We start from the raw sequence: 12882 nt of genomic DNA, 5'->3' as shown, positions 1-12882 counted from the left end.
CCTCTTATTGAATTGTCAGGCCTTCCACATGAGTTTCAGCCCCCTCATCCGCCAACTGATCGATGGCCTGCGCATCCTGCCAGGTGTCGGCCAGAAAACCGCCCAGCGCATGGCCCTGCAACTGCTCGAGCGTGACCGCAGTGGCGGCCTGCGCCTGGCCCAGGCCTTGACCCAGGCCATGGAAGGGGTTGGGCATTGCCGTCAGTGCCGCACCCTGACCGAGCAGGAGTTGTGCCCGCAATGTGCCGACCCGCGCCGTGACGATACCCAATTGTGCGTGGTCGAAGGGCCGACCGATGTGTATGCAGTGGAGCAGACCGGTTACCGTGGCCGCTACTTCGTGCTCAAGGGCCACTTGTCACCGCTGGACGGGCTGGGGCCGGAGGCGATCGGGATTCCGCAGCTGATGGCGCGGATCGAGGAGCAGGGCACCTTCACCGAGGTGATCCTGGCGACCAACCCGACGGTGGAAGGGGAGGCGACGGCGCATTACATTGCCCAGTTGCTGAGCGAGAAGGGCCTGGTGGCGTCGCGGATTGCCCATGGCGTGCCGCTGGGTGGCGAGTTGGAGCTGGTGGATGGTGGGACCTTGGCGCATGCCTTTGCCGGGCGGCGGCCGATTTCGCTCTGATTGAGAACTGTTGGGGCCGCTTTGCGGCCCATCGCGACACAAGGCCGCTCCTACAGGGACCGCGCAGACTTGAATGCGGCGCGGTCTCTGTAGGAGCGGCCTTGTGTCGCGATGGGCTGCAGAGCAGCCCCAAAACCCAACTCAGTATTCGCTAAGAGAAAACTCGGTCAGGCAGAAGGTAGGCACCCCAGCCGCCTGCAACCGGCGCGACCCCTCCAGCTCCGGCAAATCAATGATCGCCGCCGCCTCGAACACCTGCGCCCCGGTCCGGCGCACCAGGTTGGCCGCTGCCAGCAGCGTACCGCCAGTAGCAATCAGATCATCGAAGATCAACACCGAATCCCCTTCGCACAGGCTGTCGGCATGCACCTCCAGGAAGGCTTCGCCATACTCGGTCTGATAACCCTCGCTCAGCACGTCAGCCGGCAGCTTGCCCTGCTTGCGGAACAGGATCAGTGGCTTGTTCAGCTGGTGGGCGATGATCGAGCCGATCAGAAAGCCCCGCGCGTCCATGGCGCCGATATGGCTGAACTCGGCTTCGACATAGCGCTCGATGAACTGGTCGGCCACATAGCGCAGCCCGCGCGGCGACTGGAACAGCGGGGTGATATCGCGGAAGATCACGCCCGGTTTGGGGAAGTCCACTACCGGGCGGATCAGGGCTTTGAGGTCGAAGGCGTCGCTGTGCATTGTTGCGGGTATCCTGGGAAAACGAATGCCCAAGTATACCCGCTAAACGCCGGCCTCAGGCCTCCATTGCGCCACCGGCCAGCGCGCACAGCTGGATCGGGTCGAGAATGTGCACTTCCTTGCCTTCGGCACGAATAAGGCCATTTTGCTGGAAGCGGGTGAACACCCGCGATACGGTTTCCACCGCCAGGCCCAGGTAGTTGCCGATTTCGTTGCGCGACATGCTCAGGCGGAACTGGTTGGCCGAATAGCCGCGGGCGCGGAAGCGAGCCGACAGGTTGACCAGGAAGGTGGCAATACGTTCGTCGGCGGTCTTTTTCGACAGCAGCAGCATCATTTGCTGGTCGTCGCGGATTTCCCGGCTCATTACCCGCATCAGCTGGCGGCGTAGCTGCGGCAGCTGCACCGACAGTTCGTCGAGGCGCTCAAACGGGATTTCACACACCGAAGTGGTTTCCTGGGCCTGGGCCGACACCGGGTAGGCCTCGGTGTCCATGCCCGACAGGCCGACCAGTTCGCTGGGCAGGTGGAAGCCGGTGATCTGCTCTTCGCCGCTGTCGCTGAGGCTGAAGGTTTTCAGGGCGCCGGAACGTACTGCGTAGACCGAGCCGAAATTGTCACCTTGGCGGAACAGGAACTCGCCTTTTTTCAGCGGTCGCCCACGCTTGACGATTTCATCCAGTGCATCCATGTCTTCCAGGTTGAGCGACAGGGGCAGGCACAGGGGGGCCAGGCTGCAGTCCTTGCAATGGGCCTGGTTGTGTGGGCGCAGTTTGACTGGCTCGGACATTTTCATCGATCCTTGTGGGAAAGCACACATAAGACGTAAGGGTAACTCACGGCGTAGGTTGTAGGCCAGCGTGCGCTGTTGTGGTGCGAGCGGGCCAGGCCCTGGCGGGTGTGCGCCAGGGCCTTCGCTGTGCCCATAGTGTGCCTGGCAAGGAAACTTGTCCATGCGGTTGAACGACTCGGTTTCAGATCACCCGCGAAAAGCGCTGGCGGTTGTGCATCGCCAGGTAGGCGTCGAACACCATGCACACCGAGCGCGCCAGCAGGCGGCCCGCAGGCAGGATGCGGATGCCTTTGTCGTCCAGGCGGATCAGGCCGTCGCGCTGCAAGGTCAGCAGTTCTGGCCAGAGGTCGTTGAAGTAACCGCGGAAATCGATGGTGAAGGCCTGTTCGATCGGCTCGAAATCCAGCTCGAAATGGCAGATCAGCTGCTGGATCACCGCCCGGCGGATGCGGTCGTCGTGGTTGCACAGCAAGCCGCGCTGGGTGGCCAGCTGGCCGTTGGACAGGCTGTCCTGATAGGTGTTGAGGTCGCTGCTGTTCTGGCAGTACAGGTCGCCGATCTGGCTGATAGCCGACACGCCCAGGCCGATCAGGTCGCAGTGCCCATGGGTGGTGTAGCCCTGGAAGTTGCGCTGCAGGGTGCCTTCTTCCTGGGCGATGGCCAGCTCGTCGTCGGGCAGGGCGAAGTGGTCCATGCCGATGTAGCGGTAGCCGGCTGCGGTCAGCTGGTCGATAGTGGCGTGCAGCATCTCCAGCTTGGCGGCCGCGCTGGGCAGGTCGTTGCTGTCGATGCGCCGTTGCGGCATGAAGCGCTCGGGCAGGTGGGCGTAGTTGAACACCGACAGGCGGTCGGGTTGCAGGCGGATCACTTCTTCGACGGTGCGGGCAAAGCCTTCCGGGGTCTGCTTGGGCAGGCCGTAGATCAGGTCGAGGTTGATCGAGCGGAACTGCAGGGTGCGCGCGGCTTCGATCAGGGTGCGCGTCTGCTCCAGGCTCTGCAGGCGGTTGACCGCGCGCTGCACGGCCGGGTCGAGGTCCTGCACGCCCAGGCTGACGCGGTTGAAGCCCAGCTCGCGGAGCAGGCCCATGGTCGACCAGTCCGCTTCGCGCGGGTCGATCTCGATGCCATAGTCGCCGGAGTCGTCATCCAGCAGGTGGAAGTGCTGACGCAGGGTGGCCATCAGCTGGCGCAGTTCCACATGGCTGAGGAAGGTTGGTGTGCCGCCGCCAAAATGTAGCTGTTCAACACGCTGTTTAGGGTCGAGGTGACAGGCGATCAGCTGGATTTCCTGCTCCAGGCGCTGCAGGTAGGGCGCCGCGCGGGCGCGGTCCTTGGTAATGACCTTGTTGCAGGCGCAGTAGTAGCAGATGTTGGCGCAGAACGGCACGTGTACGTACAGCGACAGCGGGCGCGCGGCCCGACGGCTCTCGCGCAGGGCGTGGAGCAGGTCGAACGAGCCCACTTCGCTGTGCAGTTGCACGGCAGTCGGGTAGGAGGTGTAGCGTGGCCCGGCGAGATCGTAGCGGCGGATCAGGTCGGTATCCCAACGTAGGTCGTCGAGCATGAGGGCGGTCCCCGGAAAGAGCAGCAGTGCCCGGAGTCTATGGCCGTCTGTAGGAATCTGTGTTGATTTGTATCAAGGGCATTGGGGCTGCTATCAGCCGTTCGCAGGGCCCTGTGGGAGCGGGCATGCCCGCGAAGGGCCGCACGGCGGCCCCCAATCAATGCCCCATCAACCAATGCTGATGCGGCCCAGGCAGCGTCCAGATACCAAACAGCATCACCAGCACCCCGCCAGCCACTCGCACACTGCGCCGTTTCAACAAAATGTTTACCCGTTCCGCAGCCAAGCCGGTAGCCAGCAGCACTGGCCAGGTTCCCACACCGAACGCCAGCATCAGCGCCGCGCTGTACCCGGCATTGCCCTGGCTGGCCGCCCACAGCAAGGTGCTGTACACCAGCCCGCATGGCAACCACCCCCACAAGGCCCCCAGCAACAACGCCCGGGGCAGGCTGGACACTGGCAGCAAGCGGGATGCCACCGGCTGGATATGCCGCCACAGCCCCCGGCCCAGCGCCTCGATGCGGGTCAGCCCGCTCCACCAGCCGGCCAGGTACAACCCCATGGCGATCAACAGCAGCGCCGCCACCACGCGCAGCCCCAGGGCCGCCGGGCTGCTGGCCACGGCCCAGCCGGCCAGGCCCAGCAGCAGGCCGGCACAGGCATAACTGAGAATGCGCCCAAGGTTGTAGGCCAGCAGCAGGCGCAAGCGCCGGCCACGTTGTTCGGGCGGTATGGCAAGGGTCAGCGCACCCATCAGGCCGCCGCACATGCCCAGGCAGTGGCCACCGCCGAGCAGGCCGAGGATCAACGCCGAGCCCAGCAGGGGCAGCAGGTCAGGCACGGGGCGGGGCTTCCTTGTCGGTCTCGGCCTGGTTGTCGTCAGGCTTCACCGCCGCCTGGTGGCGCGGGTCCTGGTCGTCGAACAGGATGCTGTGGGCAGGGCTTTCCAGGTCGTCGTACTGGCCGCTGTCCACCGCCCAGAAGAAGATGTACACGGCCACGCCGACCAACAGCAGGGCCGCGGGGATCATGACATAGAGGGCGGGCATGGCGACTTCCTCGCGGGCAAGGGCGCTTCGTTCGCTGGCAAGCCCGATGCCAGGGGCAGGCGGGTCAGGCGCAGGGCGTTGAGTACCACGATCAGTGAACTTACCGACATGCCGATGGCCGCCCAGACCGGAGTGATCCAGCCAAGCGCGGCGAACGGCAACATCAGGCCATTATACAGGGTCGCCCACAGCAGGTTCTCGACGATGTTGCGGCGGGTCCGGCGGGCCAGCTCGAAGGCCTGTACCAGCGCCTGCAGGCGGTTGGACAGCAGCACGGCGTCGGCGCTGGTCTTGGCCAGGTCGGTGGCGCTGCCCATGGCGATGCTGATGTCGGCGGCGGCCAGAACCGGCACGTCATTGACCCCGTCACCCAGCATCAGCACCTTGCACCCGGCGGCCTGCAGCGCCTTCAGCCGGTCCAGTTTGTCGTCCGGGCGCAGGCCACCGATGGCCTGATCGATGCCCAACTGCGCAGCTACTTCAGCAACCATCGGCGAGCTGTCGCCAGACAGCAACAGCGTGCGCCAGCCCCTGGCCTTGCAGGCCGCCAGCAGGGCTGGGGCATCGTCGCGCAGGCGGTCGTCAAGGCCGAACCAGGCCAGCGGGCCTTGGCGGTCGCCCAGCAGCAGCCACTGGCCGCGCGGCTCTGGGACGCCGGGGATTTCCGCGCCGCTCAGGGCGCAGACGAAGGTGGCCTGGCCAATACGCAGGCGCTGGCCTTCGACCAGCCCTTCCAGGCCCAGGCCCGGTATGGTCTGCACATCGTCAGCAGGCGTGGCGGTACGGCCGAAGGCACGGGCGATGGGGTGTTCGGAGCGGTTCTCCAGCGCTGCAGCCAGGGCCAGGCAGCGCTCGGCGGGCAGGCTGCCGAGCGGGCGAATGCTGCGCAAGGTCAGGCGGCCTTCGGTCAGCGTGCCGGTCTTGTCGAAAATCACCGTGTCGATCTGGTTCAGGCCTTCCAGTACATGACCACGGGTCACCAGCAGGCCGAGCTTGTGCAAGGTGCCGGTGGCCGCGGTCAGCGCCGTCGGTGTGGCCAGGGACAGCGCGCAAGGGCAGGTCGCTACCAGCATGGCCAGCACGATCCAGAACGCCCGCGCCGGGTCCAGGTACCACCACCACAGGCCGATGGCCGCGGCGGCCAGCAGCGAGAACAGCAGGAACCACTGCGAGGCCCGGTCGGCGATTTCGGCCAGGCGTGGTTTTTCGGTCTGGGCGCGCTCCAGCAGGCGGACGATGGCCGACAGCCGCGAGTCGTGGCCGAGGGCTTCGACTGCCACGTTCAGGGTGCTTTCAACGTTCAGGGTACCGCCGGTGACCCGCTCGCCGACCTGCCGCGGCTGCGGCAGGTATTCACCGGTCAGTAAAGACTCATCGACGCTGGAGCGGCCTTCGACGATGCGCCCGTCGGCGGGGATTACCGCGCCTGGCAGCACCTGTACCGTGTCACCGCACTGCAGTTCGCTGAGCAGGATGCGTTCGCTGCGGCCGATAGCATCCAGGCGCAGGCACGAGGCCGGCAGCAGGTTCACCAGCTGCGCAGTGGCCGCAGCGGTGCGTTCGCGGGCGCGGCGCTCCAGGTAACGGCCAGTGAGCAGGAACAGCGCGAACATGCCCACGGTGTCGAAATACAGCTCGCCGCTGCCGGTGATAGCGGTCCAGATGCCGGCGCCGAAGGCCAGGCCAATGGCCAGTGACACCGAAACGTCCATGGTCAGGTGGCGGGTACGCAGGTCGCGTGCCGCGCCCTTGAAGAACGGAGCGCAGCTGTAGAACACGATGGGGATGGTCAGGAACAGCGCCACCCAGCGCAGGATGGTGTGCAGCTCGGGCGACAGGTCGATGTTGAATTCCGGCCAGGTGGCCATGGTTGCCATCATTGCCTGGAACCACAGCAGCCCGGCCACGCCCAGGCGGCGCAGGGCGCTGCGGTTCTCGCGGGCCAGTTGCTCGGCGGCCTGGTCGGGCTGATAGGGGTGTGCGGCGTAGCCGATCTGGCGCAGCTCGGCGAGCAGGCGCGAGAGCGGCAGTTGCTTGTCATCCCAGTTCAGCAGCAGGCGGTGGTTGGACAGGTTCAGGCGCGCCTCGGCGACGCCGGGCAGGTTGCGCAGGTGCTTTTCGATCAGCCAGCCGCAGGCGGCGCAGCTGATGCCTTCGACCAGCAGGGTGGTTTCGGCCAGGTCGCCAGCATGGCGAACGAAGGTTTGCTGTACGTCGCTGCGGTCGTAGAGGGCCAGTTCGTCCTGGAGCTGCTTGGGCAGGGCCTCGGGGTTGGCGCTGTTGTCGCTGCGGTGCTGGTAGTAGTGCTCCAGGCCACCGGCAACGATCGATTCGGCCACCGCCTGGCAGCCGGGGCAGCAGAACTGCCGGGGCTGGCCGAGAACCACGGCGGTGAAGCGGCTGCCGGCGGGGACGGGCAGGGCGCAGTGGTAGCAGGGGGTGGGTTGGGTCATCACATCGTTGCCTTAAACATATCGGCCGGCTGGGCAAGGCACCTGTGGGAGCGGGTTTACCCGCGAATGCGTCAGACCTGAAAACATCATCGCCTGATCTGACGCATTCGCGGGTGAACCCGCTCCCACAGGGCGCGGCGGAGGTGCGTTTATTGGTGCTCGGCACCTTGCAAGGCTTCATCACCCAGCTGCAAGGTCACACCATGCTCCACTTTCTCCTCCTCGAACAAGCGCCAAACCTGGCCACCTTCGCTGCCCAGCAGCTCGACGAAGCGACGCCCGTCAACCTTGTCTTCCAGCTGCCCCACATAGCGCCCAGCCTCGACCCGGCTCAGCAGCACCTTGCGGTCTTTCTCCGGCTGGGTTGGCGATATCAGGTTCAGCTCCAGGCTCTGCGGGTCGCTGTTGCCGGCCAGGCGCACGTCCACTTCGCCGGTCAGCTCGTCCAGGTGCACGCCGGCCTTCAGGCCCAGCGTCTGTGCCAGCAGTTCCCGGTCCAGCGAGCGGTTGATGCCCTTGCCTGCCTCGTAGTAGTTGTCGTTCACCAGGTTGTCCGGGTTGTGCACGGCGATGCTGACCATGGTCAGGCTCAGGCACACCGAGGTGGCGAGGATGCCGATGATGATCCAGGGCCAGAGGTGCTTGTACCAGGGGCTGGCGGCGGTGGCAGGCATTGTGGGTTATCTCTCTTAGCGGATCTGTGGGCCGATGAAGCGGCTCTTGGCTTCAACCTGGGCGTCGCTGTCATCGGCGCTCTTGAGGATGAAGGTGATTTCGTTGGTGGTCGACGGCAGTTTCTCGGGCGCGATCGACAGCTGCACCGGCAGGCTGACGATATCACCAGCGTCCACGCGGATCTCGCGCTGGCCTTCAAGCTTCAGGTCCGGCAGGCCGGTGGCGTCCAGCACGTAGACGTGGTCACGCTGGTCCTTGTTCATCACCTTCAGGCTGTACACGTTCTCGATCCGGCCCTGGGCGTTCTCGCGGTACAGCACGCGGTCCTTGCTCACGTCGAAACCGACCAGCGAACGGGTGGCGAAGGCGGTGGCCAGGCCGACGATCATCACCAGCAGTACCAGGGCATAGCCGATCAGGCGCGGGCGCAGCAGGTGGGTCTTCTGCCCGGAAAGGTTGTGCTCGGTGGTGTAGCTGATCAGCCCCCTGGGGTAGTTCATCTTGTCCATGATGTTGTCGCAGGCGTCGATGCACGCGGCGCAGCCGATGCACTCGATCTGCAGGCCGTCACGGATGTCGATGCCGGTGGGGCAGACTTGCACGCACATGGTGCAGTCGATGCAGTCACCCAGGCCCGCGGCCTTGTAGTCCAGGTCCTTTTTACGCGGGCCGCGGGTTTCGCCACGGCGCGGGTCGTAGGAAACGATCAGCGTGTCCTTGTCGAACATCACGCTCTGGAAGCGCGCATAGGGGCACATGTACACGCATACCTGCTCGCGCAGCCAGCCGGCGTTGCCGTAGGTGGCGAGGGTGAAGAAGCCGACCCAGAAGTAGGCCCAGCCGTCCGCCTGGCCTGTGAAGAATTCGGTGGCCAGTTCACGGATCGGCGAGAAATAACCGACGAAGGTCATGCCGGTGACGAAACCGATCAGCAGCCACAGGCTGTGCTTGGCGAACTTGCGCAGGAACTTGTTGCCGCTCATGGGGGCTTTGTCGAGCTTCATGCGCTGGTTGCGGTCGCCCTCGGTGACCTTTTCGCACCACATGAAAATCCATGTCCACACGCTTTGCGGGCAGGTGTAGCCGCACCACACGCGGCCGGCGAACACGGTGATGAAGAACAGGCCGAAGGCGGCCACGATGAGGATGCCCGAAAGCAGGATGAAGTCTTGCGGCCAGATGGTGGCGCCGAAGATGTAGAACTTGCGCTCGGGCAGGTTCCACCACACGGCCTGGTGGCCGCCCCAGTTCAGCCACACGGTGCCGAAGTACAGCAGGAACAGCACAGCCCCGCCGACCATGCGCAGGCGTCGGAACAGGCCGGTGAAGGCACGGGTGTAGATCTTTTCCCGGGAGGCGTAGAGGTCGACGGAATCCTTCCCTTTGTTGGCAGGCGGGGTGACGTCATGTACCGGAATTTGCTTGCTCATCATCAAGTCCCACGGCAGTGGAGAAACGCCGCAGCCAGTGCGTGCCGGCCGCAGTCTCGCGCAATCTGCTAGCGCTCTGCGGCCCATGATACGCCGCTGATGGCAGTATGGGGCTGCACTGCGACCTTTAGTCGCGTTGGGTTCGTGGTATGAATCGTGTTATGGCGGGTGTCAATTGATCCAGGTCATTTCCCTGAGAGAAATGCTGTGTCTTTGCTGGCCTCTTCGCGGGTGAACCCGCTCCCACAGGGATCGCACAGGTCCTGAGGCAAGCGCAGTACCTGTGGGAGCGGGTTTACCCGCGAAGAGGCCGGGCCTGCTTACTCGGCCTTGGCCGGCTCAGCCTGCTGCGACAGGCTGTACACATACGCAGCCAGCAAGTGCACCTTGTCATTACCTTGCAGCTGCTCCTGGGCCGGCATCTGTCCCTGGCGACCGTAGCGGATGGTCTGCTGCAACTGGGCAAAGCTTGAACCGTAGATGAACGCCTGCGGGTGGGTCAGGTTCGGTGCGCCCATTGCCGGCGTACCCTTGCCCTCAGGCCCGTGACAGGCCACGCAGTTGGCGGCGAAGATCTTCTGCCCGTTCTCGGCATCGGCCTTCACGCCCTCTGGCAGCGTACGGCCATCGAGCTTGCTGACCACGAACGCGGCCACATCGGCCACGCCCTGGTCACCGATCACCTCGGCCCAGGCCGGCATCACGCCGTGGCGGCCGCCCATGATGGTGGTCTTGATGGTGTCCGGCTCGCCGCCCCAGCGCCAGTCGTTGTCGGTGAGGTTGGGGAAGCCGAAGGCGCCCTTGGCGTCGGAGCCGTGGCAAACCGAGCAGTTCGAGGCAAACAGCCGCGCGCCCATCTTCAGTGCCTGCGGGTCCTTGGCCACTTCTTCGATTGGCATGGCGGCGAACTTGGCGAAGATCGGCCCGAAGCGGGCGTCGGCCTTGGCCATTTCCTTTTCCCACTCATGCACGCCGGTCCAGCCTGGCTGGCCGTTGGAGAACTCGGTCTGCTTGTCGTTATCCAGGTACGAGTAGCCCGGCAGGACGCCTTTCCAGTTGCCCAGGCCTGGGTACAGCACCAGGTAGCCGAGGGCGAAGACGATGGTGCCGACGAACAGCCAGAACCACCATTTCGGCAGCGGGTTGTCGTATTCCTCGATGCCATCGAAGGCATGCCCGACGGTTTCGTCGGTGACCTCTTCGCGCTGGCCCTTGCGGGTCGACAGCAGCAGCCAGGTCAACGAGAAGATGGTGCCCAGGGTCAGGACGGTAACGTACAGACTCCAGAAGGTTGTCATTGTTTTTTGCTCCCAGAAGCTTTTGCTTGCTCGACGTGCCGGCTGGCTTCGGGGTCATCCGCGAAGGGCAGTTGGGTCGCTTCGTCGAAGTCCTTCTTGCGCCGTGGGTTGAACACCCACAGCGCCAGGCCCACGAATGCCACCATCACCACGACGGTGCCCAGGCCGCGAATCATCCCGATATCCATCAGCGTCACCGTTTGCTCTTGATGATGGTGCCAAGACCCTGGAGGTACGCGACGATGGCGTCCATTTCGGTCTTGCCCTTGACCGCGTCGCTGGCCCCGGCGATGTCGGCGTCGGTGTACGGCACACCGAGGGTGCGCAGCACTTCCATCTTCTTCGCGGTGTCCTTGCCATCGAGCTTGTGCTCGACCAGCCACGGGTAGGACGGCATCTTCGATTCCGGTACCACGTTGCGCGGGTTGTACAGGTGCGCACGGTGCCAGTCATCGGAGTAGCGGCCACCGACCCGGGCCAGGTCCGGCCCGGTACGCTTGGAGCCCCACAGGAACGGGTGGTCCCACACGCTTTCACCGGCCACCGAGTAGTGGCCATAGCGCTCGGTTTCGGCACGGAACGGGCGGATCATCTGCGAGTGGCAGCCCACGCAGCCTTCGCGGATGTAGATATCGCGGCCCTCGAGTTCCAGCGCGGTGCGCGGCTTCATGCCTTCCACGGGCTTGTTGGTGACGTCCTGGAAAAACAGCGGGACGATCTGGGTCAGGCCACCGACGCTCACGGCGATGACCATGAAGAAGGCCAGCAGGCCTATGTTCTTCTCGACGGCTTCATGCTTCATCAGTGCGCTCCCACGACGACGATCTTGGCGGCTTCCTCAGCCTGTGCCGGGTTGGCGGCACGTACGGTGCGGAACACGTTGTAGGCCATCAGCAGCATGCCGCTGGCGAAGAACGCACCGCCCAGGGCGCGGACGATATAGCCAGGGTGGCTGGCTTGCAGGGCTTCGACGAAGGAGTAGGTGAGGGTGCCGTCATCGTTGATGGCGCGCCACATCAGGCCCTGGGTGATGCCGTTTACCCACATCGAGGCGATGTACAGCACGGTACCGATGGTGGCCAGCCAGAAGTGCGCGTTGATCAGGCCGACGCTGTGCATCTGCTCGCGGCCATACAGGCGCGGGATCATGTGGTACACGGCGCCGATCGAGATCATCGCTACCCAGCCGAGGGCGCCGGCGTGAACGTGGCCGATGGTCCAGTCGGTGTAGTGCGACAGCGAGTTCACGGTCTTGATGGCCATCATCGGGCCTTCGAAGGTGGACATGCCGTAGAACGCCAGCGACACCACCAGGAAGCGCAGGATCGGGTCGGTGCGCAGTTTGTGCCAGGCACCGGACAGGGTCATCATGCCGTTGATCATGCCGCCCCAGCTTGGTGCCAGCAGGATGATCGACATCACCATGCCCAGCGACTGTGCCCAGTCAGGCAGCGCGGTGTAGTGCAGGTGGTGCGGGCCGGCCCAGATGTACAGAGTGATCAGCGCCCAGAAGTGCACGATCGACAGGCGATACGAGTAGATCGGGCGTTCGGCCTGCTTGGGTACGAAGTAGTACATCATCCCCAGGAAGCCGGTGGTGAGGAAGAAGCCCACGGCGTTGTGGCCGTACCACCACTGGATCATCGCATCGGTAGCGCCGGAGTAGGCCGAGTACGACTTGAACAGGCTTACCGGCAGCGAGATGTGGTTGACGATGTGCAGCATCGCGGTAACCACGATGAAGGCGCCGTAGAACCAGTTGCCGACATAGATGTGCTTGGTCTTGCGCTTGACGATGGTGCCGAAGAACACCAGCCCGTAGGTGACCCAGACGATGGCCAGCAGGATCGCCAGCGGCCACTCGAGCTCGGCGTATTCCTTGGTGGTGGTGTAGCCCATCGGCAGGGTGATCAGCGCCCCGACGATCACCGCCTGCCAACCCCAGAAGGTGAAGGCGGCCATGCTGTCTGATATCAGCCGGGTCTGGCAGGTGCGCTGCACCACGTAGTAGCTGGTGCCAAACAGCGCACAGCCCCCGAAGGCGAAGATCACCAGGTTGGTGTGCAGCGGGCGCAGGCGGCCGAAGCTGGTCCAGGGCAGGTCCAGGTTCAGTTGCGGCCATACCAGCTGCGAGGCGATGAAGACGCCGAGGCCCATGCCAAGGATCCCCCAGACCACCGTCATGATGGCGAACTGGCGGACGACCTTATAGTTATAAGCAGTCGGACTGATTGCTGTGCTCATTGCTAAGGTTCCACGGTTTTGATGTTCTTGTTGGTCGAAAAATCGGCGCCAGTAT

At 64.4% G+C, this 12882-nt stretch carries 13 protein-coding genes; 1 reads left to right on the top strand and 12 read right to left on the bottom strand.

Going from position 1 to position 12882, the window contains the following annotated elements; genetic code table 11:
- The first annotated feature begins 28 nt into the window (after positions 1-28).
- Entirely contained in the window at positions 29-631 is a 603-nt protein-coding gene (gene recR / locus R9B85_RS04480) for a recombination mediator RecR (RefSeq protein ID WP_051101044.1), read from the top strand.
- A gap of 141 nt (positions 632-772) precedes the next feature.
- Here recR and R9B85_RS04475 read toward each other — a convergent pair whose 3' ends face one another.
- From R9B85_RS04475 to ccoN, 12 genes are all read right to left on the bottom strand, one after another.
- Entirely contained in the window at positions 773-1321 is a 549-nt protein-coding gene (locus tag R9B85_RS04475; RefSeq protein ID WP_054573138.1) for an adenine phosphoribosyltransferase, read from the bottom strand.
- Between the two features lie 55 nt (positions 1322-1376).
- Complete coding sequence (fnrA, locus tag R9B85_RS04470) at positions 1377-2111, bottom strand: Crp/Fnr family transcriptional regulator FnrA (protein ID WP_015271145.1); 735 nt, start codon at positions 2109-2111, stop codon at positions 1377-1379.
- Between the two features lie 184 nt (positions 2112-2295).
- The gene (gene hemN / locus R9B85_RS04465; protein WP_112253028.1) at positions 2296-3678 is read right to left on the bottom strand and encodes an oxygen-independent coproporphyrinogen III oxidase; all 1383 of its coding nucleotides are present in this window, start codon (positions 3676-3678) and stop codon (positions 2296-2298) included.
- A gap of 157 nt (positions 3679-3835) precedes the next feature.
- The gene (locus R9B85_RS04460; RefSeq protein WP_112253027.1) at positions 3836-4519 is read right to left on the bottom strand and encodes a sulfite exporter TauE/SafE family protein; all 684 of its coding nucleotides are present in this window, start codon (positions 4517-4519) and stop codon (positions 3836-3838) included.
- On the bottom strand, positions 4512-4727 hold the full coding sequence (ccoS, locus tag R9B85_RS04455; protein WP_207878123.1) for a cbb3-type cytochrome oxidase assembly protein CcoS: 216 nt from the start codon (positions 4725-4727) through the stop codon (positions 4512-4514). Before ccoS ends, R9B85_RS04460 begins: the two co-directional genes overlap by 8 nt.
- A complete protein-coding gene (locus R9B85_RS04450; protein ID WP_375149509.1) occupies positions 4706-7180 on the bottom strand; it encodes a heavy metal translocating P-type ATPase in 2475 nt (824 codons plus the stop codon). Before R9B85_RS04450 ends, ccoS begins: the two co-directional genes overlap by 22 nt.
- Positions 7181-7329: 149 nt before the next feature.
- Complete coding sequence (locus R9B85_RS04445) at positions 7330-7854, bottom strand: FixH family protein (RefSeq protein WP_075045875.1); 525 nt, start codon at positions 7852-7854, stop codon at positions 7330-7332.
- 15 nt (positions 7855-7869) lie between these two features.
- Positions 7870-9285 (bottom strand): cytochrome c oxidase accessory protein CcoG, encoded by a 1416-nt coding sequence (gene ccoG / locus R9B85_RS04440; protein ID WP_313855765.1) that lies wholly within the window; start codon positions 9283-9285, stop codon positions 7870-7872.
- A gap of 320 nt (positions 9286-9605) precedes the next feature.
- On the bottom strand, positions 9606-10583 hold the full coding sequence (gene ccoP / locus R9B85_RS04435) for a cytochrome-c oxidase, cbb3-type subunit III (RefSeq protein ID WP_112253023.1): 978 nt from the start codon (positions 10581-10583) through the stop codon (positions 9606-9608).
- A complete protein-coding gene (locus tag R9B85_RS04430; protein WP_003259925.1) occupies positions 10580-10771 on the bottom strand; it encodes a CcoQ/FixQ family Cbb3-type cytochrome c oxidase assembly chaperone in 192 nt (63 codons plus the stop codon). The genes ccoP and R9B85_RS04430 overlap by 4 nt, the downstream gene beginning before the upstream one ends.
- 5 nt (positions 10772-10776) lie before the next feature.
- Positions 10777-11385: a cytochrome-c oxidase, cbb3-type subunit II gene (gene ccoO, locus R9B85_RS04425; protein ID WP_112253022.1), complete on the bottom strand. Its 609-nt coding sequence runs from the start codon at positions 11383-11385 to the stop codon at positions 10777-10779.
- A complete protein-coding gene (gene ccoN / locus R9B85_RS04420; RefSeq protein WP_114170175.1) occupies positions 11385-12827 on the bottom strand; it encodes a cytochrome-c oxidase, cbb3-type subunit I in 1443 nt (480 codons plus the stop codon). Before ccoN ends, ccoO begins: the two co-directional genes overlap by 1 nt.
- Positions 12828-12882 lie beyond the last annotated feature (55 nt).

This window comes from Pseudomonas sp. NLJ1 (genome assembly GCF_049486705.1).
Lineage (GTDB): Bacteria > Pseudomonadota > Gammaproteobacteria > Pseudomonadales > Pseudomonadaceae > Aquipseudomonas > Aquipseudomonas inefficax.
Note: the sequence above shows the minus strand (reverse complement) of the source record. Positions and strands in the feature narration are given on the sequence as shown.

What these genes read in the sequence shown, in the direction of transcription:
- R9B85_RS04475 (WP_054573138.1), bottom strand. Translation starts at nt 1,321, where the DNA reads ATGCACAGCGACGCCTTCGACCTCAAAGCCCTGATCCGCCCGGTAGTG.
- ccoO (WP_112253022.1), bottom strand. Translation starts at nt 11,385, where the DNA reads ATGAAGCATGAAGCCGTCGAGAAGAACATAGGCCTGCTGGCCTTCTTC.
- R9B85_RS04430 (WP_003259925.1), bottom strand. Translation starts at nt 10,771, where the DNA reads ATGGATATCGGGATGATTCGCGGCCTGGGCACCGTCGTGGTGATGGTG.
- hemN (WP_112253028.1), bottom strand. Translation starts at nt 3,678, where the DNA reads ATGCTCGACGACCTACGTTGGGATACCGACCTGATCCGCCGCTACGAT.
- R9B85_RS04445 (WP_075045875.1), bottom strand. Translation starts at nt 7,854, where the DNA reads ATGCCTGCCACCGCCGCCAGCCCCTGGTACAAGCACCTCTGGCCCTGG.
- recR (WP_051101044.1), top strand. Translation starts at nt 29, where the DNA reads ATGAGTTTCAGCCCCCTCATCCGCCAACTGATCGATGGCCTGCGCATC.
- R9B85_RS04450 (WP_375149509.1), bottom strand. Translation starts at nt 7,180, where the DNA reads ATGACCCAACCCACCCCCTGCTACCACTGCGCCCTGCCCGTCCCCGCC.
- ccoS (WP_207878123.1), bottom strand. Translation starts at nt 4,727, where the DNA reads ATGCCCGCCCTCTATGTCATGATCCCCGCGGCCCTGCTGTTGGTCGGC.
- ccoP (WP_112253023.1), bottom strand. Translation starts at nt 10,583, where the DNA reads ATGACAACCTTCTGGAGTCTGTACGTTACCGTCCTGACCCTGGGCACC.
- ccoN (WP_114170175.1), bottom strand. Translation starts at nt 12,827, where the DNA reads ATGAGCACAGCAATCAGTCCGACTGCTTATAACTATAAGGTCGTCCGC.
- fnrA (WP_015271145.1), bottom strand. Translation starts at nt 2,111, where the DNA reads ATGTCCGAGCCAGTCAAACTGCGCCCACACAACCAGGCCCATTGCAAG.
- ccoG (WP_313855765.1), bottom strand. Translation starts at nt 9,285, where the DNA reads ATGAGCAAGCAAATTCCGGTACATGACGTCACCCCGCCTGCCAACAAA.